At 65.6% G+C, this 25,612-nt stretch carries 20 protein-coding genes; 14 read left to right on the top strand and 6 right to left on the bottom strand.

Annotated features, from left to right (window positions below):
• Positions 1–1,219, top strand: a 1,219-nt coding sequence (locus DL240_RS09625; RefSeq protein ID WP_111729661.1) for an RCC1 domain-containing protein, incomplete at its 5' end; no start/stop codon positions are given.
• Here the strand turns inward: DL240_RS09625 and DL240_RS19975 are convergent.
• Positions 1,207–1,539 (bottom strand): hypothetical protein, encoded by a 333-nt coding sequence (locus DL240_RS19975; protein ID WP_158542464.1) that lies wholly within the window; start codon positions 1,537–1,539, stop codon positions 1,207–1,209. The genes DL240_RS09625 and DL240_RS19975 overlap by 13 nt on opposite strands.
• A 117-nt stretch (positions 1,540–1,656) precedes the next feature.
• Between DL240_RS19975 and DL240_RS09615 the strand changes: the two genes are divergently transcribed.
• From DL240_RS09615 to DL240_RS09575, 9 genes are all read left to right on the top strand, one after another.
• Positions 1,657–3,456: an RCC1 domain-containing protein gene (locus DL240_RS09615; RefSeq protein ID WP_111729659.1), complete on the top strand. Its 1,800-nt coding sequence runs from the start codon at positions 1,657–1,659 to the stop codon at positions 3,454–3,456.
• A 76-nt stretch (positions 3,457–3,532) separates the two neighbouring features.
• Positions 3,533–3,775 (top strand): hypothetical protein, encoded by a 243-nt coding sequence (locus tag DL240_RS19970; protein ID WP_158542463.1) that lies wholly within the window; start codon positions 3,533–3,535, stop codon positions 3,773–3,775.
• Positions 3,776–3,944: 169 nt separating this feature from the next.
• Positions 3,945–4,778 (top strand): hypothetical protein, encoded by an 834-nt coding sequence (locus DL240_RS09605; protein ID WP_111729658.1) that lies wholly within the window; start codon positions 3,945–3,947, stop codon positions 4,776–4,778.
• 673 nt (positions 4,779–5,451) lie between these two features.
• A complete protein-coding gene (locus DL240_RS09600) occupies positions 5,452–6,261 on the top strand; it encodes a hypothetical protein (RefSeq protein ID WP_111729657.1) in 810 nt (269 codons plus the stop codon).
• Between the two features lie 12 nt (positions 6,262–6,273).
• Positions 6,274–7,359 (top strand): hypothetical protein, encoded by a 1,086-nt coding sequence (locus DL240_RS09595; RefSeq protein ID WP_111729656.1) that lies wholly within the window; start codon positions 6,274–6,276, stop codon positions 7,357–7,359.
• A 116-nt stretch (positions 7,360–7,475) separates the two neighbouring features.
• Positions 7,476–7,928, top strand: a complete 453-nt coding sequence (locus DL240_RS09590) for a DUF6918 family protein (RefSeq protein WP_111729655.1) — start codon at positions 7,476–7,478, stop codon at positions 7,926–7,928.
• Between the two features lie 12 nt (positions 7,929–7,940).
• On the top strand, positions 7,941–8,702 hold the full coding sequence (recO, locus tag DL240_RS09585) for a DNA repair protein RecO (RefSeq protein WP_111729654.1): 762 nt from the start codon (positions 7,941–7,943) through the stop codon (positions 8,700–8,702).
• A 75-nt stretch (positions 8,703–8,777) separates the two neighbouring features.
• On the top strand, positions 8,778–9,917 hold the full coding sequence (locus tag DL240_RS09580) for an acyl-CoA desaturase (RefSeq protein ID WP_199589783.1): 1,140 nt from the start codon (positions 8,778–8,780) through the stop codon (positions 9,915–9,917).
• Between the two features lie 169 nt (positions 9,918–10,086).
• Entirely contained in the window at positions 10,087–11,790 is a 1,704-nt protein-coding gene (locus tag DL240_RS09575) for a bifunctional metallophosphatase/5'-nucleotidase (RefSeq protein ID WP_111729653.1), read from the top strand.
• Between the two features lie 146 nt (positions 11,791–11,936).
• Here the strand turns inward: DL240_RS09575 and DL240_RS09570 are convergent, their stop codons facing one another.
• The 4 genes from DL240_RS09570 to DL240_RS09555 form a co-directional block, all read right to left on the bottom strand.
• Entirely contained in the window at positions 11,937–13,037 is a 1,101-nt protein-coding gene (locus DL240_RS09570) for a pectin acetylesterase-family hydrolase (protein WP_146618215.1), read from the bottom strand.
• Positions 13,038–13,114: 77 nt separating this feature from the next.
• Positions 13,115–13,951, bottom strand: coding sequence for a hypothetical protein (locus DL240_RS09565; protein WP_146618214.1), 837 nt, complete (start codon positions 13,949–13,951; stop codon positions 13,115–13,117).
• Positions 13,948–15,033, bottom strand: a complete 1,086-nt coding sequence (locus DL240_RS09560; protein ID WP_158542462.1) for an endonuclease/exonuclease/phosphatase family protein — start codon at positions 15,031–15,033, stop codon at positions 13,948–13,950. The genes DL240_RS09565 and DL240_RS09560 overlap by 4 nt, the downstream gene beginning before the upstream one ends.
• Before the next feature lie 729 nt (positions 15,034–15,762).
• Entirely contained in the window at positions 15,763–17,298 is a 1,536-nt protein-coding gene (locus DL240_RS09555) for a hypothetical protein (protein WP_111729649.1), read from the bottom strand.
• A gap of 433 nt (positions 17,299–17,731) precedes the next feature.
• Here DL240_RS09555 and DL240_RS09550 point away from each other — a divergent pair, with 433 nt between their 5' ends.
• Positions 17,732–19,645, top strand: coding sequence for a hypothetical protein (locus DL240_RS09550; RefSeq protein WP_146618213.1), 1,914 nt, complete (start codon positions 17,732–17,734; stop codon positions 19,643–19,645).
• Here DL240_RS09550 and DL240_RS20700 read toward each other — a convergent pair.
• Complete coding sequence (locus tag DL240_RS20700; RefSeq protein WP_111729647.1) at positions 19,600–21,609, bottom strand: cation:proton antiporter domain-containing protein; 2,010 nt, start codon at positions 21,607–21,609, stop codon at positions 19,600–19,602. The two genes, DL240_RS09550 and DL240_RS20700, sit on opposite strands and share 46 nt — an antisense overlap.
• A gap of 218 nt (positions 21,610–21,827) precedes the next feature.
• On the opposite strand from DL240_RS20700, the gene DL240_RS09540 reads away from it, so the two are divergent.
• From DL240_RS09540 to DL240_RS09530, 3 genes are all read left to right on the top strand, one after another.
• Complete coding sequence (locus DL240_RS09540; RefSeq protein ID WP_111729646.1) at positions 21,828–22,592, top strand: SDR family NAD(P)-dependent oxidoreductase; 765 nt, start codon at positions 21,828–21,830, stop codon at positions 22,590–22,592.
• 76 nt (positions 22,593–22,668) lie between these two features.
• The gene (locus DL240_RS09535; protein WP_111729645.1) at positions 22,669–23,961 is read left to right on the top strand and encodes a HEAT repeat domain-containing protein; all 1,293 of its coding nucleotides are present in this window, start codon (positions 22,669–22,671) and stop codon (positions 23,959–23,961) included.
• A gap of 82 nt (positions 23,962–24,043) precedes the next feature.
• A complete protein-coding gene (locus DL240_RS09530) occupies positions 24,044–25,597 on the top strand; it encodes a hypothetical protein (protein ID WP_111729644.1) in 1,554 nt (517 codons plus the stop codon).
• Positions 25,598–25,612: the final 15 nt, after the last annotated feature.

Raw genomic sequence — 25,612 nt, 5'->3', positions numbered from 1 at the left:
CTGTGAGGGGCTGGCCTTCCCCGAAGGTGAGGCCGAGGTGGTCATCACGCTCAACGCCTGCGCCGGCGAGCTGGAGCCGGAGCATTGTTTGCCGGAGCAGGTTTATACGTTCACGTATGAAACCCCGACCTGGACGCAGGTGGCCACCGGCGCCGAGCACTCCTGCGGCATCCTCGACGACGGCACGTTGTGGTGTTGGGGTAATAACGGCAGCGGTCGCCTGGGCGACGGCTCCACAACCCAGCGCAGCCAGCCCACGCGAGTGGCTGGTGATGGCGTGTGGGCTCAGGTGAGCGCGGGTGGGCAGCATACCTGTGGGATTAAAGAGGATGGGAGTTTGTGGTGTTGGGGGCGCAACAATGAGAAACAGGTCGATCCAACATCTGGCAGCGCCCTCAACTACGCCAACCCGCATCAAGTCGGCACTGATGCCAACTGGGTTTCAGTAGCGGCTGGCGCCGAACATACCTGCGCACTGACCGATGGAAACACCCTCTATTGTTGGGGTGAAAACAGCGACCAACAACTCGGCACCGGCACCCCCGTCGACGACCGCACTCGCGTGGAAATCACCAGCGGCGGCACCACCATCGACACCTTCGTGGCCGTCGCCGCCGGCGATGCGCATACCTGCGCGGTGACGGCTCAGGGGGCGAATGGGTGGTGTTGGGGCGATCCCACGGATGGGCAGTTGGATGGGGAGCCGACGGGGGATAGTGCCCCCAGGGCTGTCGGCAGTCCAGTTTCCCGCATTGGTTCTAGCACCGATTTTATCGCGACGGGTGGAACCCATTCTTGTGCGATTGTTTCCGGTAGCTTTAATCCGGGAACTTACTGCTGGGGAAGTGGTACAAATGGTGGTTCGGGACAAGTGGGACACAGCAGCCCTCCATTAGTTCGCGAAATACTGAATGTATCCAACATAAACGATATCACCACTGGCGCTGAACACACCTGCGCAATCGCCGATGAAACTGCATATTGCTGGGGACGTGCGAGTGAAGGACGCCTCGGTCACAGCCAAAGCACAAACACCACACCCACCGAAGTCAGTGGTGAATTGATTGGCTGGTCTGGCATCGCTGCCGGTAGTGAGCACTCCTGCGGTATTGCTGATGACACCATGTACTGCTGGGGGCGAAACAACATTGGGCAGCTGGGCAACCCCGCCGCCGGCGGTGCCACCCCCACCCCCGTCGCCTGGCCTTACACGCCATAAACTCGGGCTTCGGTAACACGTCCGATCATTAAAACACCCCACCCCCGGCAAACGCTGGAGGTGGGGTGTTTTGCGTCGGGCTCGTACTCGTACTCGGGCTCGACCTCGACCTCGTACTCGAACTCGACCTCGACCTCGAACTCGTACTCGTACTCGGGCTCGACCTCGACCTCGAACTCGTGCTCGTACTCGTACTCGGGCTCGACCTCGACCTCGACCTCGACCTCGTGCTCGTGCTCGTACTCGACCTCGACCTCGTACTCGACCTCGTGCTCGTGCTCGTGCTCGGGGCAATTTGCTCTATCATGAAACCACCCCACCCCCCGGCAAACGCTGGCGGTGGGGTGGTTTCATGATGGGCTTGCCCCGCAGCGGCCATCCGGGCTAAGTCTGGGGCTCTTCATATCAACCTGACACAGCACCGGGAGGGCCCTGCCATGTCGTACTTTCGTGTGGTCTTTATTGCACTCACCTTACTCGCCGTGGGCTGCGGCGGCGACGGCGTCGCGACGCCCAAAGACACCGACATCACCCCCGACGCCGACGCTGATCCCGATACCGACACCGACCTCCCCCCCGAACTCACCCTGGAGATCTCTGGCGAGGAGGGGCCTTTCATTCTCGATCCCGACACCGGGAGCGTGACGTTTGGCGTCGAATGCGCCCCCCAGGGCTGCACCCTGGATGCCTGCACCCTGAGCTTTGAAGGCGGCGAGGTAGTGACGCCTGTTGAGTGCGCCGAGTCGATCGAGCTCACCACCAACGAGCTCAACGCCGAGGGCAGCTGGACGCTCACCGTCAACACCTCCCTCGACGAGCAAAGCACGAGCGCCTCAAAAACCTTCGATGTGCGCTACGCCTTTGATGCCGAGCTGCAGGGGTTTGCGACGGGCGATCATACCTTTAGTCACCCGCCCGAGCTTGAGAGTTTTTGCACCCGCGAGGACTGCACGATCACGACCTCCACGACCTGCACCGACGGCGGGGGCGACACGCTGGAGTGTGAGGGGCTGGCCTTCCCGGCGGGCGTGGCCGAGGTGGTCATCACAGTCAACGCCTGCGCTACCGGTCTGGAGCCGGAGCATTGTTTGCCGGAGCAGGTTTATACGTTCACGTATGAAGCCCCGACCTGGACGCAGGTGGCCACCGGCGCCGAGCACTCCTGCGGCATCCTCGACGACGGCACGTTGTGGTGTTGGGGTAATAACGGCAGCGGTCGCCTGGGCGACGGCTCCACAACCCAGCGCAGCCAGCCCACGCGAGTGGCCGGTGATGGCGTGTGGACTCAGGTGAGCGCGGGTGGGCAGCATACCTGTGGAGTTAAGGAGGATGGGAGTTTGTGGTGTTGGGGACGCAACAATGAGAAACAGATCGATCCAACATCTGGCAGCACCCTCAACTATGTTAACCCGCATCAAATCGGCACTGATACCGACTGGGTTTCAGTAGCAGCTGGCACCGAGCATACCTGCGCACTGACCGGTGCAAATGCACTTTATTGTTGGGGCGAAAACAGCGACCAACAACTCGGCACCGACACCCCCGCCGCCAACCAACGTCACAGGGTCATCATCAACCCCGATGACCCGACGCCGATCGACACCTTCGTGGCGGTCGCCGCCGGCGATGCGCATACGTGTGCGGTGACGGCTCAGGGGGCGAATGGGTGGTGTTGGGGGAATCCGGCGAATGGGCGGTTGGATGGGGTTTTGGGGGCGAGCTCAGGGCCTGTAAAAGTTCAGGGGGCGCCAGGGGCGCCGAGCTCAACCACGTTGATTATTGCGGCAGGCGGATCGCATTCCTGTGCAGTGGTGGATGTTGGCTCTGAAAACCGAACTTACTGCTGGGGCAATGGTGACTCGGGCCAAAACGGCCACAGTTCTGCGCCTGATGTAGCCCAGGTGAGCGGTTTTAGCTTCTCTCAGATCACCGCTGGCACCGAGCACACCTGCGCCATCGCCGCGAACGAGGCCTATTGTTGGGGGCGTGCTGACAATGGTCGGCTGGGCTTCAACCTGACCTTCCCACCAGATGCCACATCCACCGCCGACCCCACGCTCATCACCGCACCGCGGGAAGACTGGACCGCCATCGCCGCTGGCCGTGAGCATACCTGCGGCATCGCCGGCGGTATCATGCGCTGCTGGGGCCTGAACATCTCCGGGCAGCTGGGCGACCCGGCTGTGGCCAACCAGACCTCCACCCCCACCCCCGTCGCCTGGCCTTACACGCCATAAACTCGGGCTTCGGGAACGCGTCCCATCTAAAAACACCCCACCCCCGGCAAACGCTGGAGGTGGGGTGTTTTGCGTCGTGCTCGGACTCGACCTCGTACTCGACCTCGACCTCGACCTCGACCTCGACCTCGACCTCGACCTCGTACTCGTACTCGACCTCGTGCTCGTGCTCGGGCTCGGGCTCGGACTCGACCTCGACCTCGACCTCGACCTCGTACTCGACCTCGAACTCGGGCTCGACCTCGACCTCGACCTCGAACCCGCCGACCCGAGCGTATCCAGGGCGAAATCCAGCAAGGAGGCAGGGATGAAGCTGTAGCAGCGCTACCGCGAATCCCTGACGACGCCGCTGGTTTCGTCCTGGGGCGCTCGGTGCCTGTGCGCCCGGCGGTGAATGGAAATTCATGGGTCGTCCTGCACGGGCCGAGGGGTTCGGCTTGAGCGCGCGGTCGGGGCGGCACAAACCTGTTTGAAGAGAGAGGTTTGTGATGAAGGGAGTCGTGTCGAGTGATGTGAATTTTCGTCGGATGGGCGCCGGGCGCCATGTCTTCGGGCTGGAGCAGGTGGCCGAGCGGGTGGCCGGGTGCCAGGGCCTGAGCCAGGGGCAGAAGGACGCGCTTCGCGCCCAGATCGAGCGCGCGCTCAAGCTGGGGCGCGGGGCGCTGGCCGCCGAGCTGGCGTACAACCAGCATAAAGAGGGCGTCTCGCAGGCCCGCGGCGAGGCGGTGGTGATCGATCGGGAGCTCGATGTGATGATCACCGACCTGCGTGATTTTGTGGCGATTCGCTCGCGGAGCGCGAGCTCGGAGGTGAGTGAGGCGGCGGCGCGGATCGAGCAAACGCTCTTTCGGCGCGGGGTAGCTGACGTGATTCGGTTGAGCTTCGAGGATCAGCTGGGCGTGATGGAGGCCATGATCGCCGAGTTCGGCGGAGCGTTGCGGGATGACGTGGCGCGGGTGGGGCTGGAGGGTGATGTCGCGCGTTTCCGCGGGCGAGTGGCGGATTTTGCGGAGGAGCTGCGTCGCCAGAAGACCGAGCGCACGACCTGGGATCAGGTCATGGCCCGGCGCGAGGAGCTGCATGAGGCCACGTGTCTTGTGGCGATCATGGTGCTGGCGAACTTTGTGGATCTGGACGACGTGGCGGCGATGGAGACGCGGGAGCATATTCTGGCGCCGCTGCGCGAGCAGCAGGCCCGGGTGCTCGACGCCCAACGTCGTCGTCGTGCCATCGGCGATGTGAACCCGGAGACGGGTGAAGAGCAGGACGCTGGCGAGCTCTCGACGGAGGAGGCCGATGCGCCGCCGCCTGTTGTGGCATAAGGGCAAACATGCGTAAGCGAGTGAACGCATAAATGCCTGCACGAACGAATAGCCCCTCGCCGCTGTGCGGGGGGCTTTTTTGTGCGCGGGCTCGGAGGTGGCTCGACCTCGCAGGGGGGTGAACCCCCTCCGGCGACAGAGGCTCTCTGGTCCTGGAGGCTTACTAAGGCTCCGATGCCAGAGGGCCTCTGGTCCCGGAGGCTTAATAAGGCTCCGATGCCAGAGGGTGTCTGGCAGAGGAGGGGGTTGGACCCCCTGTCGGGCCAGAGGGTGTCTGGCAGGGGAGGGGGGCGGACCGCCCGGGGGGCAGGGGCGGTCTGGGTCGGAAGGCTCGGCGAAGCTCGGGCGGGGCGAAGCGTGTGGGTGGGGAGGGCTGGTGGGGCTCGGGCTCGGGCTCAACCCGAGCGCACTCAGGGCGCTCCCCCCTCCCCCCCTCCCTTTGCCCCCCCGAGCCCCCCGGTAGACTCGCCGGGGCGTAAGGGCTAGAGTTCGAGGCATTGATTCGACGAACGCCTGTTCTATGCCCTGGGAGGGACCTGCCATGAATCGTCTCTGGATTGCTCCATTTGCGCGCCGACGCCGCGTTGCCGGCTGCGGTGATGGTGTTAATGCGTGCGCAGACACGTCGTGCGTGCAGCGCCTTCTTGATGACCTCTTCCCCGGGTGATAAGCGATGATTGCCATGACTCTCTTTGCTCCTCGACATCGCCTTCTGGCCCTGCTGCTGACCACCAGCCTGCTCTTCGCTCCGACGGCAGCCTTTGCTCAGGACGATGCCCACGAGCGCGCCACCGCCTTCTATCAGGAGGCCAGCGAGGCCTACAGCCAGGGGCGTTTCGGCCGCGCCGTCGACCTTTTGGAGCAGGCCTTTGCCCACGATCCGAACCTTATCTACCGCTACAACCAGATCCTGGCCTACCAGGGGATGGGTAAGCTCGATGAGGCGCTGCGCATGCTCGACATCTACGCCGAAACGATGGCGCAGGACGGGCGTTTTGAGGACCTGCCCGAGCTGCGCGGGCAGCTCGAAGCGGCCATCGCCGAGCGCGACGCTGCCCCCGAAGCCACCCCGGCCCCGGCCCCGGCGCCGCTGGCGGCCCCTCCCGAGGCTGCCGAGCCCGCATCCAACGTGATGGCCTGGTCGCTGGTCGGCGCCGGCGGCGTGGCGCTGGCGGCGAGTGCGCTCTTTGGCAGCGGTCTGCTGATCGACGACACCCTGGAGCGACTCGAAGTGAGCCGCACCGAAGGCACCGCACACCCGGTGTACGCCGGCGCGCAAAGCCGCAACGATGATGTAAGCCAGCTTCGTACCCACCAGACCCTGACCGTGGCCTTTCTGGCCGGCGGCGTGGCACTGGGCGCCGCCGGCGCCACGATGCTCTTCTTGAACCCACGCGCCTCAGAGCCCGACGCCGGAGCACTGCACATCGCCCCGATGTTCACCGGCCGGAGCGCCGGCGCGATACTCGGGGGGCGCTTCTAACGCGCACGACTGATGGTCTCTCCTCCTGATGCGCTCGAGCTCCTGGGTCAGGTGCTCTCGGAGCGCTGCTTCTCCCCCACGGCGGACACCTTCGCCGAGGCCTTTGTGCAAGCGCTCTCCGAGCAGAAAAGCGCCTACGAGCGCCTGATTCTGCCGGTTTTGGGGCTGGCCGAGCAGCGCATCTTCCCCGCCCGCTCGCTGGCCCGGGGCTCCCAGCGCCTGGAGACGCCCGAGCAAGAGGTCTGGCTCTTTGATCGGGAGCGTCGGGCCACCTGGCTTGATGCGGCCATGCTCTTCCCCTTTGAGAACGTCGACGACTGGCTCATCCTCTTCCGCCCGGACGACTTCTCGGCGGCCACCAGCCGCACGCTCCAGCCCCTGCTGGTCCCCCGACTGCGCCACACGCTGACCTCACTGCCCTGGTCGATCGTGGACTACGGCGGCGAAGACGACGGGCGCATGGACCACGAGGAGTTCGTCAACCACATCGGTCAGGGGCGTTGGCTGCGCATCGATCACGACGCCACCCAGGGCATCTTCGGGGTGCAATCCTGGGTGGGCCAGCGCCAGCAACGCGCCTGGCGCGCGCGCATCGACGATTACTTCCGCGTCGATCTCGACCTGCAGGCCGAGGAGCCGCCGGGCAGCCCGATGACCCTGCCCGAGGACTGGCGCCTGCCGGCGCCCGGGGACCGCGCCGGGCTCCTGGCCGCGGAGCTGCTCGACGACGTCTACGCCAACCTGCGTCGCCACGTGCTCGCTCGCCATGGGCTCGACACCGAGCGCCTGGGCCCCCTGGTGCTCTGGCGCGACTGGCCCGACGAGCTCTTTGAGTTCGATGAGCGCGAAGACCCTCTCCACCTCAACCTGAGCCTGGCCATGGCCGAGCATCTGGCGCTGGAGCCCTCTCCGATCGAAGACGTGCTCACCCGCTGGCTCGGCGTCTGCGTCGCTCAGAGCGCCCGCGCGCTCCCCTTCTTTGGCGACCTGCTCACCGTGCGCTTGCCCACCACCCGGCTCAACCTGCGCGACGCCCACGACCGGCCTACGCCCTGCGCGTTGGCCGGCGAGGAAGTGGTCGCCGCCATCGTGCGTTGACTCAGGGCGCTTTACACCCACCTTTGATCACGTTTAGAACCTGCGCCTGTGCGGCCCCTCGATCCCGGTTGACTCGCCCAGGGGCCTTTGCCTGACATATGACTCGGAGACCCTGTATGACCTCGCTTACCGAACGCCTCTCCCAGGTTGACCGCCAGAAAGTGATCAACGACACCGCGGCACTGATTGAGCGCGAGGTTGCCGCCAAGTCCGGCATCTCGGGCATGGCGATTAAAGGCGGCTACAAGGTCGTCAAGAAGGTCAAGCCCAACATGATCGAAGAGGCCATCGACAACCTCCTCGATTCCTTCACCGGCGCGCTCAACCCGCTCTACCAGGACTACGTGGAGAACGCCGCGCTTTCCACCTTTGAAGCCTACCTCAAGCAGCACGAAGATCGCGCCGCCAACGATCTCTTGAGCATCACCGATGCCCGCGCCGAGCGCGCCGACAACAAGCTGCTGAAGTCGACCTACGGCAAGCTGCGCGGCCAGGCCGAGAAGCACGTCAAAGAAGCGCTCCCCGAGGTCGGCCGCCTCATCGATCGTTACGCCCCGAAAGACGCCTGATTCTGGACTGGCATGGCCACCCGCATCTCACCCGCCTTCATTTTACGCACCGTCGACTACGGGGAGCGCGACGTGATCGTCACGCTGCTGGGGCGAGATGCCGGGCGCTTCTCGGCGATCGCGCGCAGCGCCCGCACCAGCCGCAAGCGCTTTGGCGGAGCGCTTCAGCCGCTGCGTCTGGTGGAGGCCGTCTACACCTCACCGGTCCGCGGCGACCTGGCCACGCTCCAGGAGCTGGAGGTCAGCGAGGACTATCCGGGCCTGGAAGAGCGCTTGGAAACCCTGAGCGCGGCGAGCTACGCCACCGAGCTCGTCCGGGAGACCTGGCGGGAGGGTGAAGATGCTCGCGCGATGTTTGAACTTTTGCGCCAGCTCTTCACCTTCCTTCCCCGCTGCGACGATGATGTCGCCATCCTGAGCCTCGTGCATCATTTTGAGTTGCGCCTGCTCAGCCTGTACGGGCTGGCCCCCTCGATCGCCGGCTGCGCGCGCTGTGGCACGGCGGCTCAAGAGCTCGACCGGGCGCGTTTTGCCCGCAGTGGCGAGGGTCTGCTCTGCGAGCCCTGCCGCCACCCTGGCGAGGCGGTGGGTGTGGTTCATCCCTCCACCTTAGAACTTTTATTGCACTTTGAAGATCCCGCACACGCGCCGCCCACTCCCCTGCCGGGAGAGGCCCTTGCACAGGCGGAGCGGGTCATTGATACTTCGATTGACTCGCTGGTCACTCGCCAATTAAGCGCTCGAGCGATGTTTCGTTCCCTCCTTCGCATCTAAGAGAAACATCCATCATTTCGGGCACCTGCGCATCTTCTCCTATCTCTTCCCCGACATCCCCACGAGATCATCGCGATGGAAAACCACCCTAACGACCGCCAACCTGTAGAGATCCTCTGGATCAATGCGCTTTTTCTGATCGGCACGCCTCTACTGGCAGCGATCCTGGCCCCGCTCTACATCAGCGCCAACGGGGTGCACTGGAGCGAGCCGGTCGCGATGTTTGCGCTGTGGATTCTCAGCGGCCTGGGCATCACCGCCGGCTACCACCGCATGTTTTCCCACCGCGCCTGGTGGGCGGCCAAGCCGGTGCGCGTGGCTCTGCTCATCTTCGGAGCGGCCGCCTGGCAAAACAGCGTCATCGCCTGGTCGGCCGGCCACCGCTACCACCACCGCGATGTCGACACCGACGACGACCCCTACACCATCACCCGCGGCTTCTGGTACGCGCACATGCTCTGGGTGATCATCAAGGGCAACCGTCACGACGATTTTGATAACGTCCCCGACCTCTGGAAGGACCCGCTCTGCGCCTGGCAGCATAAGCACTACAACGCCATCAGCATCGCCTTTAACCTGGGCGTTCCCCTGCTGCTGGGCGTGCTCACCGGCAACATCCTGGGCATGCTCCTGTGGGCCGGGCTGCTGCGCATTGTCTTTGTGCACCACGCCACCTTCTTCATTAACTCGCTGGCCCATATGTGGGGCTCGCGCCCCTGGACCCAGGAGCATAGCGCGCGGGACAACGCCGTGTTGGCCTTCTTTACCTTTGGCGAGGGCTACCACAACTTTCACCACACCTTCCCGGGCGACTACCGCAACGGGGTGCGCTGGTGGCAGTTCGACCCGACCAAATGGCTGATCTGGACGCTGGATCGGGTGGGCCTGGCGACCAACCTTAAGCGCAGCTCCTTTGATCGCCGTCTGCGCCGCCGCTGGAGTCACCTCCACGAGCGTTATCAGGAGCAGCGCGTCCACTGGGAGGAGCAGCTCCAGGCGCAGTTCGACGAGGCCTGCGCGCGCTTTGAGTCGGCGCTGGACGAGGCCCGCGCGCTGCACCGCGACCTAAGCCGCCGTGCCGAAGAGCTGCACACTGAGGCGGCCCGCGAGCTTCGCCTGGCGCGACGAGAGGCGGAGCGCCGGGTGTTGGCGGAGTTCCGCGAGTTTAAGCGTATGCTCAACGAGAGCTCGCAGCTGGCGCCGACCATCGCCTGAGCCCGACCCTTTCTACCCGCATCATGCAAGGCCCCGTCTCACCCCGGTGAGCGGGGCCTTTTGCCTTCTTGTCTGCGCGAGCCACCGGGCATCACCTTTTGCCCGTTCGCCAGAATTCGGGTACACCTGCGGCCGCTATCGCTGACGCTGGCCACTCCCTGGAGGCTCTATGATCTGGCAACCCCGCACCCTGACCGCCGCGCTCGCTTCGCTCGCGCTCGTGGCCTGTTCCACCGGCCCGGCCACCCCTGACGCCCCGCCGATCGAAGAACCATCGGCCGCGCAGTTTGCCGAGCCGGTCAACCTGCGCATCATCGCGTTCAACGACTTTCACGGCGCTCTGGAGGGGCCCTCGGGCAAGGTCCGGGTCGATGGCGAGTCGGTGGAGACCGGCGGCGCGGCGTATCTGGCGGCGCATATCGCTGCGGAGCGTCAGGCCGCCGACCATGCCCTGGTGCTGGCCGCCGGCGATCTCATCGGTGCCTCCCCGCTGATCTCGGCGCTCCTGCACGACGAGCCGACCATCGAGGTGATGAACGCCCTGGGGCTGGACGCCTCGGCGGTGGGTAACCACGAGTTCGACGAGGGCTACCAGGAGCTCCTTCGCATCAACGAGGGCGGCTGCCATCCCACCGCCGGATGCCGCGAGGGCTACACCTACCAGGGCCCGGAGTTCTCGTACCTGGCGGCCAACGTGCATATCACCGGCGAAGAAGACTCCCTGCTTCCGCCCTACATCATCCGGGATTTCGACGGCGTGAAGGTCGCCATCATCGGCATGACCCTGGAAGACACGCCCTCGGCCGTGGTGCCCACCGCCGTGGAGGGGCTCTCGTTTGGTGACGAGGTCGAGACGGTCAACGCGCTGCTCCCCGAGCTCGAAGCCGCCGGGGTGGCCACCGCCATCGTGCTCTTGCATGAGGGGGGCTCGGTCACCGGCGACTCTGACGACATCAGCGCGTGCGACGAGGTCGAAGGCCCGATCATCCCGATCGCCGAGGCGATGCCCCCGCTGGTCTCGGTGATCCTCACCGGCCACACCCACGAGGCCTACCTCTGTGAGTTCGGCGGCAAACTGGTCACCGGCGCCAAGTCGTTTGGGCGCGTGATCACCGCCATCGACATGACCATCGACCGCCAGACCGGCGAAGTCCTCTCGCGCAGCGCGCGCCAGCGCGCGGTCACCCGCGACGTGGAACCCGCCGCCGAGGTTGCCTCGATCATCGAGGACTACGCGGCCATCGCCAACCCGCTGGCCGAGCGCACCGTCGGGCAGCTCACCTCCGAGTTCAGCCGCGAGCGCGACGCCTCTGGCCAGTCTCCCCTGGGCATGGTCATCGCCGATGCCCAGCTGGCCGCGACCGCCAGCGCCGAGGTCGGCAATGCTCAGATTGCCTTCATTAACCCGGGCGGCATCCGCGCCTCGCTTGCACCGGACGCCGAGGGCAACATCAGCTTCGCCGCTCTGCACACCGCGCAGCCCTTTGGCAACACGCTGGTGACCATGACGCTGACCGGGAGCCAGCTCCACGAGCTTCTGGAGCAGCAGTGGATCAACCCGGATCGCACCCACATGCTGGGCGTCTCCCGGGGCTTTAGCTACACCTGGGACGCCAGCGCCCCGCGCGGCGAACGCGTAGACCCGGCCAGCATCACCCTCCACGGTGAGCCCCTGAAGATGGATGAAAACTACCGGGTGACGGTCAACAACTTCCTGAGCACCGGCGGCGACGGCTTTGCCGTGCTGCCCCGGGGCACCGAGCGGGTGGTGGGCCCCATCGACCTCGACGCGCTGGTGACCTACGTCGAGACTTCCGGGCCGCTTTCGGCTCCGGAGGAGACGCGCGTGACGGTGGTTGGCGGCGCCAACTAAGTCATCCCCTTATTCAGACCGCACCTAACAATGGCGAGCCTTCGGGCTCGCCATTGTTAGGTGCGCGCTCCGCTCGCCCGAGCGCTGCTCGCTATGTTCACCACCGCTTGCGCCGGCGACGCACGCGCTGGGCACCGGGCTCGCCACTACTCCCCGGGCCCATCTTCGGACTCCTCTCCCTGCACCCAGCGCAGGAAAAAGTCCTCCAGGCGGCGCTCCTCGACGCCCCGCAGGGTTCGAAGCTGCAGAAGCGTCTCGTGGTCTCCGCCCTCGGCCACAAACACCCGCATATTGGGAGGGCCCTCCTGATAGCGGAGCACCAGCGCCTCCAGCAGGGTGTTGAAGGTGGCCGGCGACGCACCGAAGTAGGTGGAAATCACCGCGTCATGGGAGAAGACCGAGAGCGCGAAGCGGGACCCGGGGTAGGTCTCGGCCAGACGCGTGGGGATGAGCTGGCTGTTTTCCAGGCAGCCCTGGCATTGAGCAGGGAGGGTCATCGCCCAGCTCGCGCGCCAGCTTGCCCAGCGTTCCTCCTCCAGGGTGAGCCACGGCGAAGCGTCGGCAAAGGCGTGAACCTCGGCGTGGGGGAAGGCCTCTTTGAAGAGCTCAAAGTTCAGCGTCACGGCGTAGCCCCCGGCGCTCACCCCCATCAACCAGACCCGCTCCACGTGGGGAAAAAACGTGCGGGCGCGCTCCACAAAGAGCTCGACGTTACGGCGCCCCTGATGGTGCACCGGCCCCTCCAGCCCCAGCCCGGGATAGGTGATGGTGTTGGCCCCCGCGTGCAGATCGCCGGTGCAGTAGGGCACGAAGAGAAAGTGCGCGTCTCGCAGCGGGTTTGTCCCCTCCTCGCGGCTTAAGAGCCCGGCTTTCTCCAGGGGATACACCTCTCTGGCGAGCTGTTCGTGGGAGTAGCGCCGGTCGGTATTGGCGGCGGTCTCCAGGATGCCGCAACTCAACGCATCCCAGCACGCGCCTCCCCCGTTGAAGTAGACCACCAGGTCGCCCTGCTGCCCACCGGCGCTAAAACCAGCCCCCACCGCGCTGCCATTGGCACAACGCGCGCCCTCGACCTCCACATAGGTCCAGCGCCCCGGGACCAGCCCGGCCTCCGGGCGCCAGAGCTCGACCTCGACCTGCGGGTTGTTGCTGCGCCGCAGCCCCGGGGGCAGCACACAGCCCCCCAGCGCAATCAGGATCAGGAGCGCCCCCCACCACCGCCCCCGCATCGCTTGACTCCCCTTCATGCCCCCCCCTTTGTCGGTGGACCGGCCCCCACCGGCACACTCGCCGCTGTGTCGCCCCGCCATGGTCTCAGGCGCGCTCAAAACCCCCAGGCCAGCTCCACGGTGGGCGCGATGTTCGTCATCGTGCCAAAGGGATAGCCCGCGTAACTGAAGCGATAGCCGGCCTGCGCCATAAAGCGCTCGCTGGTCGTCAGCCGCAGCCCCGCGCCCTGCTCCACGGCAAAGGCCCCCTCAATGCCCGGGTAGACAAACGCGCGCACATCGGCCTGATACCCCAGCTTCTTGTAGATCGGCCCCTGTGCCTGAACCTGCGCGATGCCGGTCGCCCATCCAAAGGCCGCGGCGGTCCGCGGGTACACAAAAGGAAGGTCGATCGACACCATCTCCGAGGCTCCGACGCGCGGCAGAACCTGCACGCCCAGCCCGTACGTCAAAAGGTGCTCCCCATACGCACGGGTGGCCAGCAGCTCCGCCTGTAAAGACACCAGATGAGGCACCGCGCGGTCGGAGGGCAGGATGCCGCCGATGCCCTCGCGGGAAAGCAGACGCAGCAGCGGCGTCGGGTAGGTCAGCTGGGCTTTGCTCGCCAGGTGCCAGCGCCCCCGCTGCCCCAGATTAAATTTCGCCTGCAGGTTCGGCGCCACAAAGAACCACAGCGGGTGCGTGGCCAGCTCCACCTTCTCGATGAGCCCGTAGCGCAGGGGCCCGAAGAGTCCCAGCTCCCAGCGTCCCTCCTCCACCAACAGGGCCGTGCCCCCGACAAAGGTCGTCGGCGCCGAAGGGGCCGCCGCCGGCGCCGGCGTGGCCGCCTGTGCCGAAACCTCGCCAGGGCCCCCCTCCTCCTGAGCCCACACCTGCAGCGGCGCCACCAGCAGGAGCAACGCCACCACCATCGTCCAGCGCATCCCTCTCATGGCGCCTCCAGCGCAAAGCGCACCGTAATCGGGGCGTGATCCGAGAGTTCCATCGTGTCGACACCGCCACTGGCGGCATCCTGGTGGGTCAGCCCGGAGCCGGCCACAAAGGTGCCATTGGTGAAGAGGTAGTCGAGCTTGCGGTTCCAGAAAGTGCCCCCCTGGGTGGAGTGCGTGAAGTAGGGGGCGTTATCGGCCTGGTAATCCGCCAGCGCGATCGCCGGGGTGTAGGCCGCGTAGAGTTCGCTGAGCGCGTCGGTCTCCTGGCGAAAATCATCGGCCTGGAAGTCTTCCGAGACGCAGATCGAGTCGGGGAAATCGTTCTGTTTCACCGACCCCGGCGGAAGCGTATTCAGGTCTCCCCCGGCCACAAACACCCCGCCGGCGCGGTCGATGCGGTCGAGCTCGTCTTTAAAGAGGTCGATCTGCACCTCTTTGGTCCCGTCCTGAGCGAAGGCGTCGGTATGCACGTTGAGCACGTGCAGATCGCCGTAATCGGGCACCTCCACCACCGAGGTCAAGATGTGCCGCTTGAGATAGAAGTAATTGGTCAGCGCGTCGTTGGTGCTGATCTGCGGCATCGCGATGCGCTGGGCATCACGTATGGGGTATTTCGAAAGGATGGCATTGCCCATATTCACCCGACCGATCCCGTCGGTCGGCACGTGATGAGCCCGCCACTGCGAGGCGAAGACCGCGTAATTGAGATCGCTATGATCGAGGAGCCACTGCACCTGGTCGATGTAGGCCACGCGTTTGGAGTCGATATCGATCTCCTGGACCAGCAGAATATCCGGGTCGACCTGACGAATCTTCATCGCCAGCCCCTCCAGATTTTCGAGCACCTCCTCCTCGTCCATGATCACGCGTTCGCCATGGCAGTCGAACCAGAAGTCGATGCGAGCGCCGCCAAACTTGACGTTCCAGTCCATCACCACCAGCTCGGGGCCCCGCTCGCCAGGGGCCACCAGCTCGGCGGCCTCGTAGTAGCGCGCGTCTTCCACATCGTCGAAGGTTGCGTTGAAGGGGTCGCACCCCCAGAGCGCACTGGCCAGCACCTGCATCAACGCCACTTGCATCATCCACCTCACCGGGCGCCCGGGGCCTCGGCCCAAGGGCCGCGGCCAGTGCGCGCGTTGCGTCATTTTATCCATGGTTTGTCCGTTATGGGCGTTGCGCTCCCGCCACTTGTTCGGGGCGGGGTTCGATCTGCGTGATGTCTCATCCCTCCGAAAGCTAACGGCTTTCACGTGGGCTGCATAGCCCGAACCCCCACAGCGCGCCCTCCTCACCCCCGAAGAAGGCTCCCCACTTCAAGTCGCCGCCCCCCTTGCGCCTGGGAAAGGCTTCCCGCGCGAATATTGACCTCTTTTTCGCCTGGGAAGTGCTTCCGGCGCGAATATTGACCTCTTTTTCGCCTGGGAAGTGCTTCCGGCGCGAATATCGACCCCTTTCCCATACGGGAAGTGCTCCCGGCTCGAATATTGACCTCTTTCCCATATGGGAAGTGCTCCCGGCGCGAATATCGACCTCATTCCCACACCAAAATCGCCGCCAGCTCGAAATAGAAGCCTTTCCCACACCAAAATCGCCGCCAGCGCGAATATCGGCCTCATTCCCACACCAAAATCGCCGCCAGCTCGAAATAGAAGCCTTTCCCACACCAAAATCGCTTCCCTCCCCCGCTCCCCTCCTCCCCGCCAGCGCCGCGCCACGGCTCTCCCCACAACTCCAGAGACCACAAAGCCGCGCTCCTCTCAGAGCGCGGCTTTGCAACCTTCACATGCGCGGCTCTTCGCCGCTACGAGCCCTTACTCCTGGCAGGCCACCTCTCCCACCGCCGAGAAGGGATGCGCCGCACTCTCCTCAGCCGGCTCGACCTCACCGATGCACATCCCGGCACTCACGCCGATCTCAAGCTCGGCAGCCTCCGAGCGCAACGTCAACTCCCCGCGCTCCACCTTCACCCCGGCCTCCCCGATGCGCAGCGCCGGGCTGGCGTCGTTGTCAAAGACCAGCGTGAGCACGTCGTCGAGCATCCACTCCTCCACGTCGCCGAGCACGTCCTGCGCCCGGTAGAGCGCCAGCATCAACTCCAGATCCAGCCCGGGCGACATCGAAATCGCGATGTCCTCGCCATCCTTATGCACGTTGGCATTGAGGCTCCGGTCTGCAAACGCGGCGTTGAAGTTCAGCGTGGCTACCTCCTGCCCTTCCACGCTCACCCGCGCCGGACCCTGCCCCAGGGTCAGATCCTGAATCGAGAAGCGATCCTCGGCCGCAAAGAGTTTCAACTCGCCGGCCAGCGCCGCAATCTCCGCGCCGATCGAATAGCCCTCCTCGACCACCTCGCAACTCACCTCCAGACTCCCGGCGCTGACCTCCGTGCACTCTTCCACCTCCCCGGTGCTTGCCAGCAGCGAGCTGGCCGCCAGCCCCAGACGCACCCCGAACACATCCTCAGCGCGATCGGCTTCCACACTGAAGAGCTCCGGCGTCCGGGCCAGCTGGAGCGCAAACCCATCGCCCGCCACCGCCACGTCCTCCAGCACCTCCACGCTCAACGCCGCCTGCCCTTCCCCATACGAGAAGCTCGCCAGGAGCTCTCCCGACATCTCTTGGGGCAGCTCAACAGAAAGATCGTCGCCTCGTACCTCCCCCATATAGAGCGCGGCCCGGCGCACTTCCCCCAGCGCCGCGCTGGCCTCCACCGACGAAGGCGAAAACTCCAGCGTCACCGGCTCAATGCGCTCCGGCCCCACCTGCACCTCCAGGCGCACCTGCTCGGCCGTCCACGAGCTCGCCACCAGACGCAGCTCCAGCGCGTCGACATCGGCCTCGCACTCCGCACGAGCGAGCTCGTCCTCCTCCTCGGCGCATACCACCTCGCCACGCAACAGATACGTGACCTCCGTCTCGGACTCGGCCTCGATGTTGCCCTCGACAAAGACGTACTCCTCCAGCACCCGGCGGATCTCGTCGCGCTCCTCGCTCAGATCCATCTCAAAGCGCTCACCATCGCTCGAGTCACATTCCACCGGCTCCAACGGCTCATCAATCTCCCCATCTCCGCCCACCGGCTCCGGGGGCACCGCCGCGCCGCCGCAATCGCCACTGGCCATCGACCAGACATAATCATGAAAGAGATCCGAGCCCGAGAGCACCGCCAGACCCTCCGCCACCGAATCCATCGCTCCGCTCACCGACTCGCCAACCGCCAGCCGCACCTGCGCGTGGTCCACCGGCTGCGGCTCCGCCTCCACCTGCTTCCCGTCATCGTGACCGCAGGCCATGACGCTGGACGCCACCATCGTAAAACCCAACCACTTCTTCATATCCTGGCGCATCGCTCACCTCGTATCGGTTAAGAGTCTCTTCTGCCCGGCCTCTCCGCTCGGGCTGAGGTCGGCACTTCTCATCGTATCTGCACTGCACGCTCGCTACGGACGCCCGGCCAGATAAATGCTTCATTCAACCGGACCGCTCATCCCCGGGGCTTCGTCCGGGGGACAGCTGCCGGCCCCCACTAAAGCAAGACTCTTGCCAATACGAATTTAAGCGCCCGACAACCCCTCCGCGCCCCTTCCTGGTCAACCCTTACTCCCTCTGCTCGCCAGACTGCGCAGACAACACTCCACCGATGCCCAAAGGTTTTCCACAGACTTTTCCACAGCGCTGATTTTCCACAGGTTTTGCACGCAAACCGGTTGCCTCCCTGTGTAAAATTCGGCTATCGTCTGCAAGCCTATTCAGGTGCGCGGCGCCCCAATGACTCGATTCATGGATGAATCCCAACCGCGCATCGCCTCGCAAACACCACGGAAGGTCGCGATGATCTCCTCCGATAGCGCTCGGCGCCGCCATCAGGCCTGCGCCCTGCTTCAACGCCTCGTCGATCCCCATCGGCAGCACGACACCGCCGACGCCGCCGCGCTGCGCCACCTGGCCATCGCCGCTCTCAACCTGGCCCAGGAGCTCTCCCCGGAGGTCCTCGCCAGCGCCTGCGCTCGCCTCCCCCTGGTCCCCCTCTACGCCGCCTGGGAAGAGGGCAAACTCTCGCCAGATGCCCTCACCCGAGAGCTCAGCGAGCAGGGACTGATCATCCACCAGGGAGAAGACGCGGTGCGCCGCCGCCTGGAGCGCGCTCACGCCCTGGCCTGCACCACCGCCATCCATCGCGCTCCCCGGCAAAACGACGAGCCCCAGACGCCCACCGACGACCCGCGCCAGCTCGCCATGGCCCGCGTGATGCTCGATGAACAGGCGCTGGGTGAACTCCTGGAACTGCCCGCGGCCCGCGCCCTGGATCGACTCGTGGCACAGGCCGGACTGATGGCCAGCGTCATCGAAAGCCCCCATATCACCGACTTTGAAGAGCTGCTCCCCCCCTGGCCCATCGAACGCCGCGCCTGCGGACTGACCCTGCTGCGCGATTTCGAAGACCACGATTACAAACGCGCCCCCCTCCAGCTCAGCCAGCTCAAGCAACGCTCTCAAGACTTTGAACGCAGCCTCATCGCCAATCTGGAACAACAGGGCCTGCTGGTGGCCGTGCGCGTCGCGTTGGCCTTTGCCCCGGCCAGCGGGCAGCCCATGCCCTCGACCCGCGAACTCCAACATTACCTGGCGCGATTCACCCTCTTTGCCGACGACCCGGCACTCCTGGCGCTGGCCCGGGCGCTCATCGAAACGCGCCACCTCTTCCTGCACCACCTCCAGGGCGCGCTGCCCCTGGCCTCGCTCCAGCCCTGGACCAACTACCTGCGCGGCGACTGCGCTGAACTGGCCGACTCCCGCGACATCACCCTGCGCGAGGCCACCCACTACGCACATTACTGCCTGCATGTGCTCAACTTAAGCGATCTCAGCGCGATGACCGACCTGGTCCTGCGCGAACCCCTGCGCCAGGCTCTCAAGCTGCGCGAAGAAGAGCTGCGCGAGCTCGTCCTGGCCGGACAACGCCAGGGGCTCAGCGACAAGCAGGCCGATCTCGCCAGGTTTGAACGCGCGAGCTGGCGGGCCGAAGGCCCGCGCGCCGCGCTGGCCGACCGCCTGGCACGCCTCTGTGGCGCCTGGCGCCAGGGCGAAGCCCCGGCCCCCCTGGGCGCCCGCGCGCGCCTGGAGGCGCCGCTGCTGGAGCGGGCCACCGAAACGCTGGACCTGGCCGGCGCCTGCGCCGACGCCCTGGCCAACCTGGCCGCCGGCGTCGTCCTCCAGGGCCACCGCCTCTTCGAATCCCTCGAACTTCAAGACGCCCTGCGCCTGCTGGCCCTGGCGCTGGCCGCCGCCCGCGATGCCGGTCTCCTCGAAGGCCCCGCCGCCGCGGCACGCATCGATCTGCGCCCGCTCCTTACCTGGCTCGACGAGGACCCCGACCAGGGCCATCACCTCCATGTCCTGCGCCAACTTCTGGCCCGGGTCCCCCTCGACGCGATGCTGAGCACCTCCCACCTCCATGCCTCCTCCGGCCTGCGCTGCGAGCCCTGCCCCCAAAAGCACACCCTCCAGGTGGAGCTCGCCATCGACCCGGCACTAGAGGCCCTGCTCACCCTGCTGGCCGCCACCCCCGAGCACGACGCCCTGCACAGCGCGCTGACCCAACGCCTGCACACCCTCCTGGCCCCCCGCCCCCCCGCGGCACACTCCTCTCAGTACTCCGAGAGGAACACCACCGACAGCGAGTTGTCCGGATAACGCTCGCTCAGAACCCGGGGCAAGCGATCCAGCTCCGGAATCCAGGGCGCGGAGCGCGGACGGGCGCTGAGCGCAAAGATCATCGCTCCGCGCTCGACCACGTTGTCCAGCGTCTGCGCCAGCGTCGACCAGGCCTCAACCGGCACGTAGTCAGCGTCGAGCTCCGGCTCAATCGAATCCACGTAGCTGCGGTCGTGCTCCAGGTGGCGCGCCTCACACACGACCACCAGCTCCGCATCGAGCCGTGACGCCAGCAATTTCACAGAATTGACCGCCTCAAAAAATCCCGGGGAGCGCTCCGCAAAAGGCGGCACCGCCAGCACCACCTTCTCGGTGGTCGCCAGCGGCTCGGAGATCCGGTTCACAAAGAGCAGCTGACGCGTCTCGTCGAGAAGCTGGTCGAGCACCGTGCCGAAGATTCGCTCCCGGGTAGACACCTGCCCGCTCCACCCGATGAGCACCATCGAGGCCCGCTCCTCCCGGGCCACCCGGGCAATCCCGTTGGCCACGTTCATCGCGATGCGCGCCAGCGGACGCACCGACACCCCGGCCTCGGCCCCCTTGGTCACAAAATGGTCGAGCATCTTGCGCTTGGTCAGCAGACGCTCCTCGGCATCCTGCCCGTCGGTCACCACCATCAGCGGATATACCGGCTCCTTGCACTTGGGATCGCGCATATAGAGCGCCAGATCAAAGAGCTCATCCGAGGTCTTCGGGTTGGCCACCGGCACCAGCAGACGCTCGCGCCCAAAGCGCTGCTCCACCGGCTCGGCCTCCGCCCGATGCGCCATCTCCAGACCGTACTTCTCCACCAGCGCCGGCCCCAGAATGCACGTCGCCAGAATCATGACCACCACCGCATTGACCAGCGTCGCGTCAAAAATGCTCGCCTCATACCCGATCAGCGTCACCGCCAGCGTCGCCGCGGCCTGCGGCACGCTCAACCCGTAGATCGTCCACCCCTCGGCCGCGCTGTACTTAAAGATCGAGCGCACAATCAGCGCCGCCACCAGCTTCCCGACGCTGACCAGCGCGATCAGCACCGCCGCCAGCTTCCACAACGCCAGGCTGCTGAACAGCACCTCGAAGTCGATCAACAACCCCACCGAGATCAGGAAAAAGGGCACGAAGAGCGCCTCGCCATTAAAGCGAATCCGCGCCATCAACGTGCTCTGCTCCGGCACCAGACGATTGAGCGCCAGACCCCCGATAAACGCCCCGATGATCGGCGCCAGACCCACCGCCTCCGCCAGCCAGGCCGTAAAGAAGAGCACCGTCATCAAAAACCCGAACTCCATCTCCGGGCTGTTGCGCACCGTCCGAAAAAACGCGTACCCCAGCCGCGGCAACCCCAGCAGCACCACGGCCACATACGCCGCCACCGCCCCGCCGAAGACCGCCCAGTCAATCGCCGCGACATCGCCACTATGCCAGGCCATCACAATCGCCAGAATCGCCAGCGAGAGCGTATCGGTGACCAGCGTGCCCCCCAGCGTCATGGTCACCGCGGTGTTCTTCATCAACCCCAGCCGCGCCACAATCGGGTAAGCGATCAGCGTGTGCGAGCCGATGATCGACCCCAGCAAGAGCGCCGCCTCCAGCGAATACCCCAAAAATCGCAGCGAGACCCACAGCGTCAGCAGTTGAGGGATAAAGAACGAAAAGAGCCCGAAGACCACGCTGCGACCCTTAAGCGTATTAAAACGCCCCAGATCCAGCGAAAGCCCCGCCTGAAACATCAGGTAGAGCAGCCCCACTGTGCCCAGAAGCACAATCGTCGCGTCGCGCGCCAGCAGATTAAACGCCGAAGGGCCAACCAGCGCGCCGCCCAGAATCAGGCCCACCATCCCCGGGATCTTCAAGCGGGTGACCACCTGCGGCGCCAGAAAAATCAACGCCATCAGGGTCGCAAAGATCAAGACCGGGTTGGAGAAAGGAAAGGTTACGCTCGGTCCAAAATCCAAAAACACCTCAATTGCCAGCTAGCCCGAGCCCGACCTGCAAGCCCGGTACAGACGCTTCAAACCTATCTTCGCCGCGCGTTTTACCGTATGTACGCCCTGGCGCGCCACCTGCACATTCCCTGGGCCGCGAGCCCGACGCCGACCCATCGACAACCGACCACCGGGCTCTTACACTCCCGCGGCCCCCGAAGTTTTGGATCTGAACCGGAGCCTTAGCTATGAACATCGCCATCATCACCGGCGCCTCCGCCGGCATGGGACGCCACTTTGCCCTGCAGCTCGACGCCCGCGGCGATCTCGACGAAATCTGGCTCATCGCCAGACGCAAAGAGCGCATGGAAGAGCTCGCCAGCGAACTCACCCACGCCCGCGCGCGCATCTTCGCCCTCGACCTCTGCGTGCCTTCCAGCTTCGACGAAGTCTCCCGGGCGCTGGAGCAGGAGGCCCCCAACGTGGCCTGGCTCATCAACAACGCCGGCTTCGGAAAAATCGGGCGCTTCGAGGCCATCCCCCCACAGAGCAACCTGCAGATGCTCGACCTCAACATCCGCGCGCTCACCGATCTCACCCAGCGGGCGCTGCCCTTCTGCTCGGCCGGCAGCCGCATCATCCAGGTGGCCAGCTCCGCGGGCTTTTTGCCGATCACCAACTTCTCGGTCTACGCCGCCTCCAAGGCCTACGTGGTCAACTTCTCCAACGCCCTGGCCCGCGAAGTACGCCCCCGGGGCATCGGCGTCACCGCGGTCTGCCCCGGCCCGGTCCAGACCGAGTTCTTCGATGTCGCCGCCACCGAAGGCGGCGCCAAGAGCGGCCCTCCCGGGGTGATGGCCAGCCCCGAAAAAGTCGTCGCTCGCGCCCTCAAAGACGCCGAGCGCCGCCGGCTCCTCTCGGTCTACGGCGTGTCGATCAAGGCCTTTACCTTCTTCTCCCGTTTTATCCCCCGGCCCCTGGCCCTCTGGGCCACCGAGAAGATCTACGGCTGAAATGCCCGTGCCCCTCGCGCTGTTCTCCCGGGCGTCCTGACGCTTGGCTCAACCTTCCCTCACCCACACGACCTTCATGGAACGTCCCAAACTCGTCACCGATGTCTCCCAATGGGGGCTCCTGCGCTGGCCGGCCCGCAGCCGCGCTCGCCTGGTGGTGACCACCCTGGTGGGAAGCGCGCTGGCGATTGCCTGCCCCCTCTGGAGCAGCGACTACATCCTTAACTTTAGCAGCTCCGCGCTGCTCAATATCCTCCTCATCACCGCCAACCTCTTTGTCCTGGTCGTCGCCGCCTTCTTGCAGGCCGCCCTTTTAGGCGACCTCTTCTTCACCCCGGGCTGGCGGCAGCGCGCTCTCCTTGGCGAGCGTCCGGGCAAGGGCGCCAACGCCACCGAAGAGATGATGGCCGTTCAGGACCACAACGCCGAGTTCATCGCCATCATCCTCATCGGCGTGCTCGTCAACGGGTTTGCGGTCAACCAGCTCACCGGCGGCTTCTTTGATCGCTATCATAACGAGGCCTTCTTTCAGGTGCGCATGCGCGCCGAAGACCCCGACGAGCGCCTGGCCTCACTGACCAAGCTGGCCGACCCGATCAACAACCGCATCTGGGAGCGCCCGGCCCTGCACACGATGATCGTCGACGCGCTCGACGATCCCGACGACCAGGTACGCCAGCGCGCCGCCTGGACCGCTGGCGCCCTCAACGTCGACCGCGCCGATGAAGCGCTGATTGCCCTGGCCACCGACCACTCCGACATCGGCACCCGCGCTCAAGCCGCCTACGCCCTGGGCAAGCTCCCGCGCAGCGAGAAGAATCGCACCACCTTAGAAGCCCTCATCGCCGCCGACCAACCCACCGAAGTACGCCTGGGGGCCTTTCGCGGCCTGGCCTCCCTGGCCGACCCCTTTGCCGTGCCCGCCATTCTCCCGCATATCGACGACCCCGCAGATGAAGTCGCCGCCTACGCCTACTGGGCGCTGGCGCGCATCGGCTCCCCCGAGGCTCGCCAGCAGGTCAAGAAGCGCGTCGAAACCCTGCCCCACGGTGCGCGACGCTGCGCCGCGTTGGAAGCCTTTAAAATGGTCTCCACCAAAGACGACACCATCTGGGCCCGGCGCAGCTTCCAACGCGTTGACCCCGAGCTTTTCTGCGAGCCGCTGACCTTCCAGGAGCCCGACGAACGCATCCACCACGTGGTCTGGGGCGAATCGGTCCGCCTCAAATGGCTTAAAACCGTGGGCAACACCGATCCCTTTTCGCACCAGGACTGGCTGGTCCGCCTGGTCAACGACCCGGAGCAAGATGTGCGCACCCGCGATGTCGCCGACGAAATCCTGCGTCAAATGGCTCGCGTCCAACGTTGATACCTGTTGAGTTTGACGCCCGCGCACTTTAAGCTCCCCTTCACTTTGATCGCATTCTCCGAGTCCGACCGCCGGTGCTTGAATGTTCCGCATCAAGACTGACATACGTCACTACAAATGTGACTCTCAGGCGAAGGTCGAAAAACTCATCCGCAACTGGGTGATTCGCCCGGCCGACCTCCTCCACGACCCGAGCACCGAGCGCTGGGCGCCCATCGGCGAACACCCCGGCTTTGCCCCGCTCTTTGCCTCGCTGGAGGAAGCGCACAAGAACACCCCCGACACGGTGGTCACCGCCCGGCACGTGCCTTCTACGCCCTCCCGACCGGTCCCCGCCTCCGGAATCTTGCGCCCGGCGCGCCGCCGCGCTCCGCTCCCCGAGCCGCCGGCCGACGACCTGGACTTCCCCCCACCTCCCGAGCCTCCCGAGGGCGTGGAGGGCGTAGCCCACGACGCCTCTGAAATCACCGTCATGACCGAGCGCACCCTGGCGCTCCTCTCCGAAGGCGCCGAGCGCCAGGCCCCCGACGAGGCTCCCGCCCCGCAGGCCGAGCCTGCTGCCCCGGCCATCGCCACGCGCCGCCTGGGCCGCCACGACCTCCCCGAAGATCTCTTCGCCACGGCCGAGCTCACCAAACCCGAACTCAACGCTCAGCCGCGCATGGATGAGCTCGGCGAATTGGACGAGGAGGGTTTTGCGGGCCCTGACGAGGTGACGGAGCTGCGGGAGCTTCCCCCGGTGGAGCGCTTCGCCGCGCCAGACAGCGACGCAGATGACGACGCGCTGGAAGAACTCAGCGATGCGCTGGAGGAGCTCAGCGCCGCCACCGACGACAAGGGCTCCGACGATGAGAGCGCCGCGCTCCAAGACGCCGACGACGAGAGCGACGAGGGCACCGAACTCGCCAACCCTCTCGACGAGACCGAAGAGGCCCCCCAACAAGAGCGCGCCGAGGCCGCCGACGAGCCTCACCCACAAGAGCGCTCGCCAGAGCCGAGCACCGCGTCTGACGATGAGCCCACGCTCGAGACCCGCGTAGCGAGCGACGACGTCCTGAGCCCACCCCCGGACGAAGCCGACAAAGCCCAGCGCGAGAGCGCCGGCGGTCGGTCGCGCTGGAACATCACCGTGGGCGACACTCCCCCCGACGACGAGAACGCCGAAGACGACGCGCTTCCGGCTCACGATCCGGACGACGACCTCATCATCGCCGAGGCCATCAGCCCCGAACTCGAACTCGACGAGGAAGCCCTCGACGAAGCCCTCGACGATCTCGAAAAGGCGGCCTCCGAGGCCTCCGAACTCGATGAGGTCACCGTCGAGGCGCTGCGCCCCCGACAGGATCTCAACTTTGTGTCGTCGGGCTACGCCATGGAGCTCCCGATCGACATCGGGCCCTCACCGCGCATGCTGGAACTTGGCCTGGTTCGCTCCACGCTGCCCCAAAACGAGCGCGATCGTCGCCTGCCTCGTCCCGCCCCCAAGAAAAGCGGCTACCGCATCTCCCACACCTTTGATCTCAGTCCCCCACCGCCGCAGCGCTCCCTCGCCGAGCGCATCCCCGGCGGTGTCCGCGGCCTGGTCGCGGCGCTCCTTCTGGTCGTGATTCTGGGGCTTTTGGCCCTGCTGCTCTAAGCGCACGCGGCCGCC

It is taken from the genome of Lujinxingia litoralis, from assembly GCF_003260125.1.
In the GTDB taxonomy this organism is placed as follows: Bacteria; Myxococcota_A; Bradymonadia; order Bradymonadales; family Bradymonadaceae; genus Lujinxingia; species Lujinxingia litoralis.
This window is presented reverse-complemented; position numbering and strand designations above follow the sequence as displayed.

Excerpts from the sequence above, each read along its gene's own strand:
- DL240_RS09615 (WP_111729659.1), top strand. The coding sequence starts at position 1,657 with ATGTCGTACTTTCGTGTGGTCTTTATTGCACTCACCTTACTCGCCGTG.
- DL240_RS09605 (WP_111729658.1), top strand. The coding sequence starts at position 3,945 with ATGAAGGGAGTCGTGTCGAGTGATGTGAATTTTCGTCGGATGGGCGCC.
- DL240_RS09600 (WP_111729657.1), top strand. The coding sequence starts at position 5,452 with ATGATTGCCATGACTCTCTTTGCTCCTCGACATCGCCTTCTGGCCCTG.
- DL240_RS09595 (WP_111729656.1), top strand. The coding sequence starts at position 6,274 with ATGGTCTCTCCTCCTGATGCGCTCGAGCTCCTGGGTCAGGTGCTCTCG.
- DL240_RS09590 (WP_111729655.1), top strand. The coding sequence starts at position 7,476 with ATGACCTCGCTTACCGAACGCCTCTCCCAGGTTGACCGCCAGAAAGTG.
- recO (WP_111729654.1), top strand. The coding sequence starts at position 7,941 with ATGGCCACCCGCATCTCACCCGCCTTCATTTTACGCACCGTCGACTAC.
- DL240_RS09580 (WP_199589783.1), top strand. The coding sequence starts at position 8,778 with ATGGAAAACCACCCTAACGACCGCCAACCTGTAGAGATCCTCTGGATC.
- DL240_RS09575 (WP_111729653.1), top strand. The coding sequence starts at position 10,087 with ATGATCTGGCAACCCCGCACCCTGACCGCCGCGCTCGCTTCGCTCGCG.
- DL240_RS09570 (WP_146618215.1), bottom strand. The coding sequence starts at position 13,037 with ATGAAGGGGAGTCAAGCGATGCGGGGGCGGTGGTGGGGGGCGCTCCTG.
- DL240_RS09565 (WP_146618214.1), bottom strand. The coding sequence starts at position 13,951 with ATGAGAGGGATGCGCTGGACGATGGTGGTGGCGTTGCTCCTGCTGGTG.
- DL240_RS09560 (WP_158542462.1), bottom strand. The coding sequence starts at position 15,033 with ATGATGCAAGTGGCGTTGATGCAGGTGCTGGCCAGTGCGCTCTGGGGG.
- DL240_RS09555 (WP_111729649.1), bottom strand. The coding sequence starts at position 17,298 with ATGCGCCAGGATATGAAGAAGTGGTTGGGTTTTACGATGGTGGCGTCC.
- DL240_RS09550 (WP_146618213.1), top strand. The coding sequence starts at position 17,732 with ATGGATGAATCCCAACCGCGCATCGCCTCGCAAACACCACGGAAGGTC.
- DL240_RS09540 (WP_111729646.1), top strand. The coding sequence starts at position 21,828 with ATGAACATCGCCATCATCACCGGCGCCTCCGCCGGCATGGGACGCCAC.
- DL240_RS09535 (WP_111729645.1), top strand. The coding sequence starts at position 22,669 with ATGGAACGTCCCAAACTCGTCACCGATGTCTCCCAATGGGGGCTCCTG.
- DL240_RS09530 (WP_111729644.1), top strand. The coding sequence starts at position 24,044 with ATGTTCCGCATCAAGACTGACATACGTCACTACAAATGTGACTCTCAG.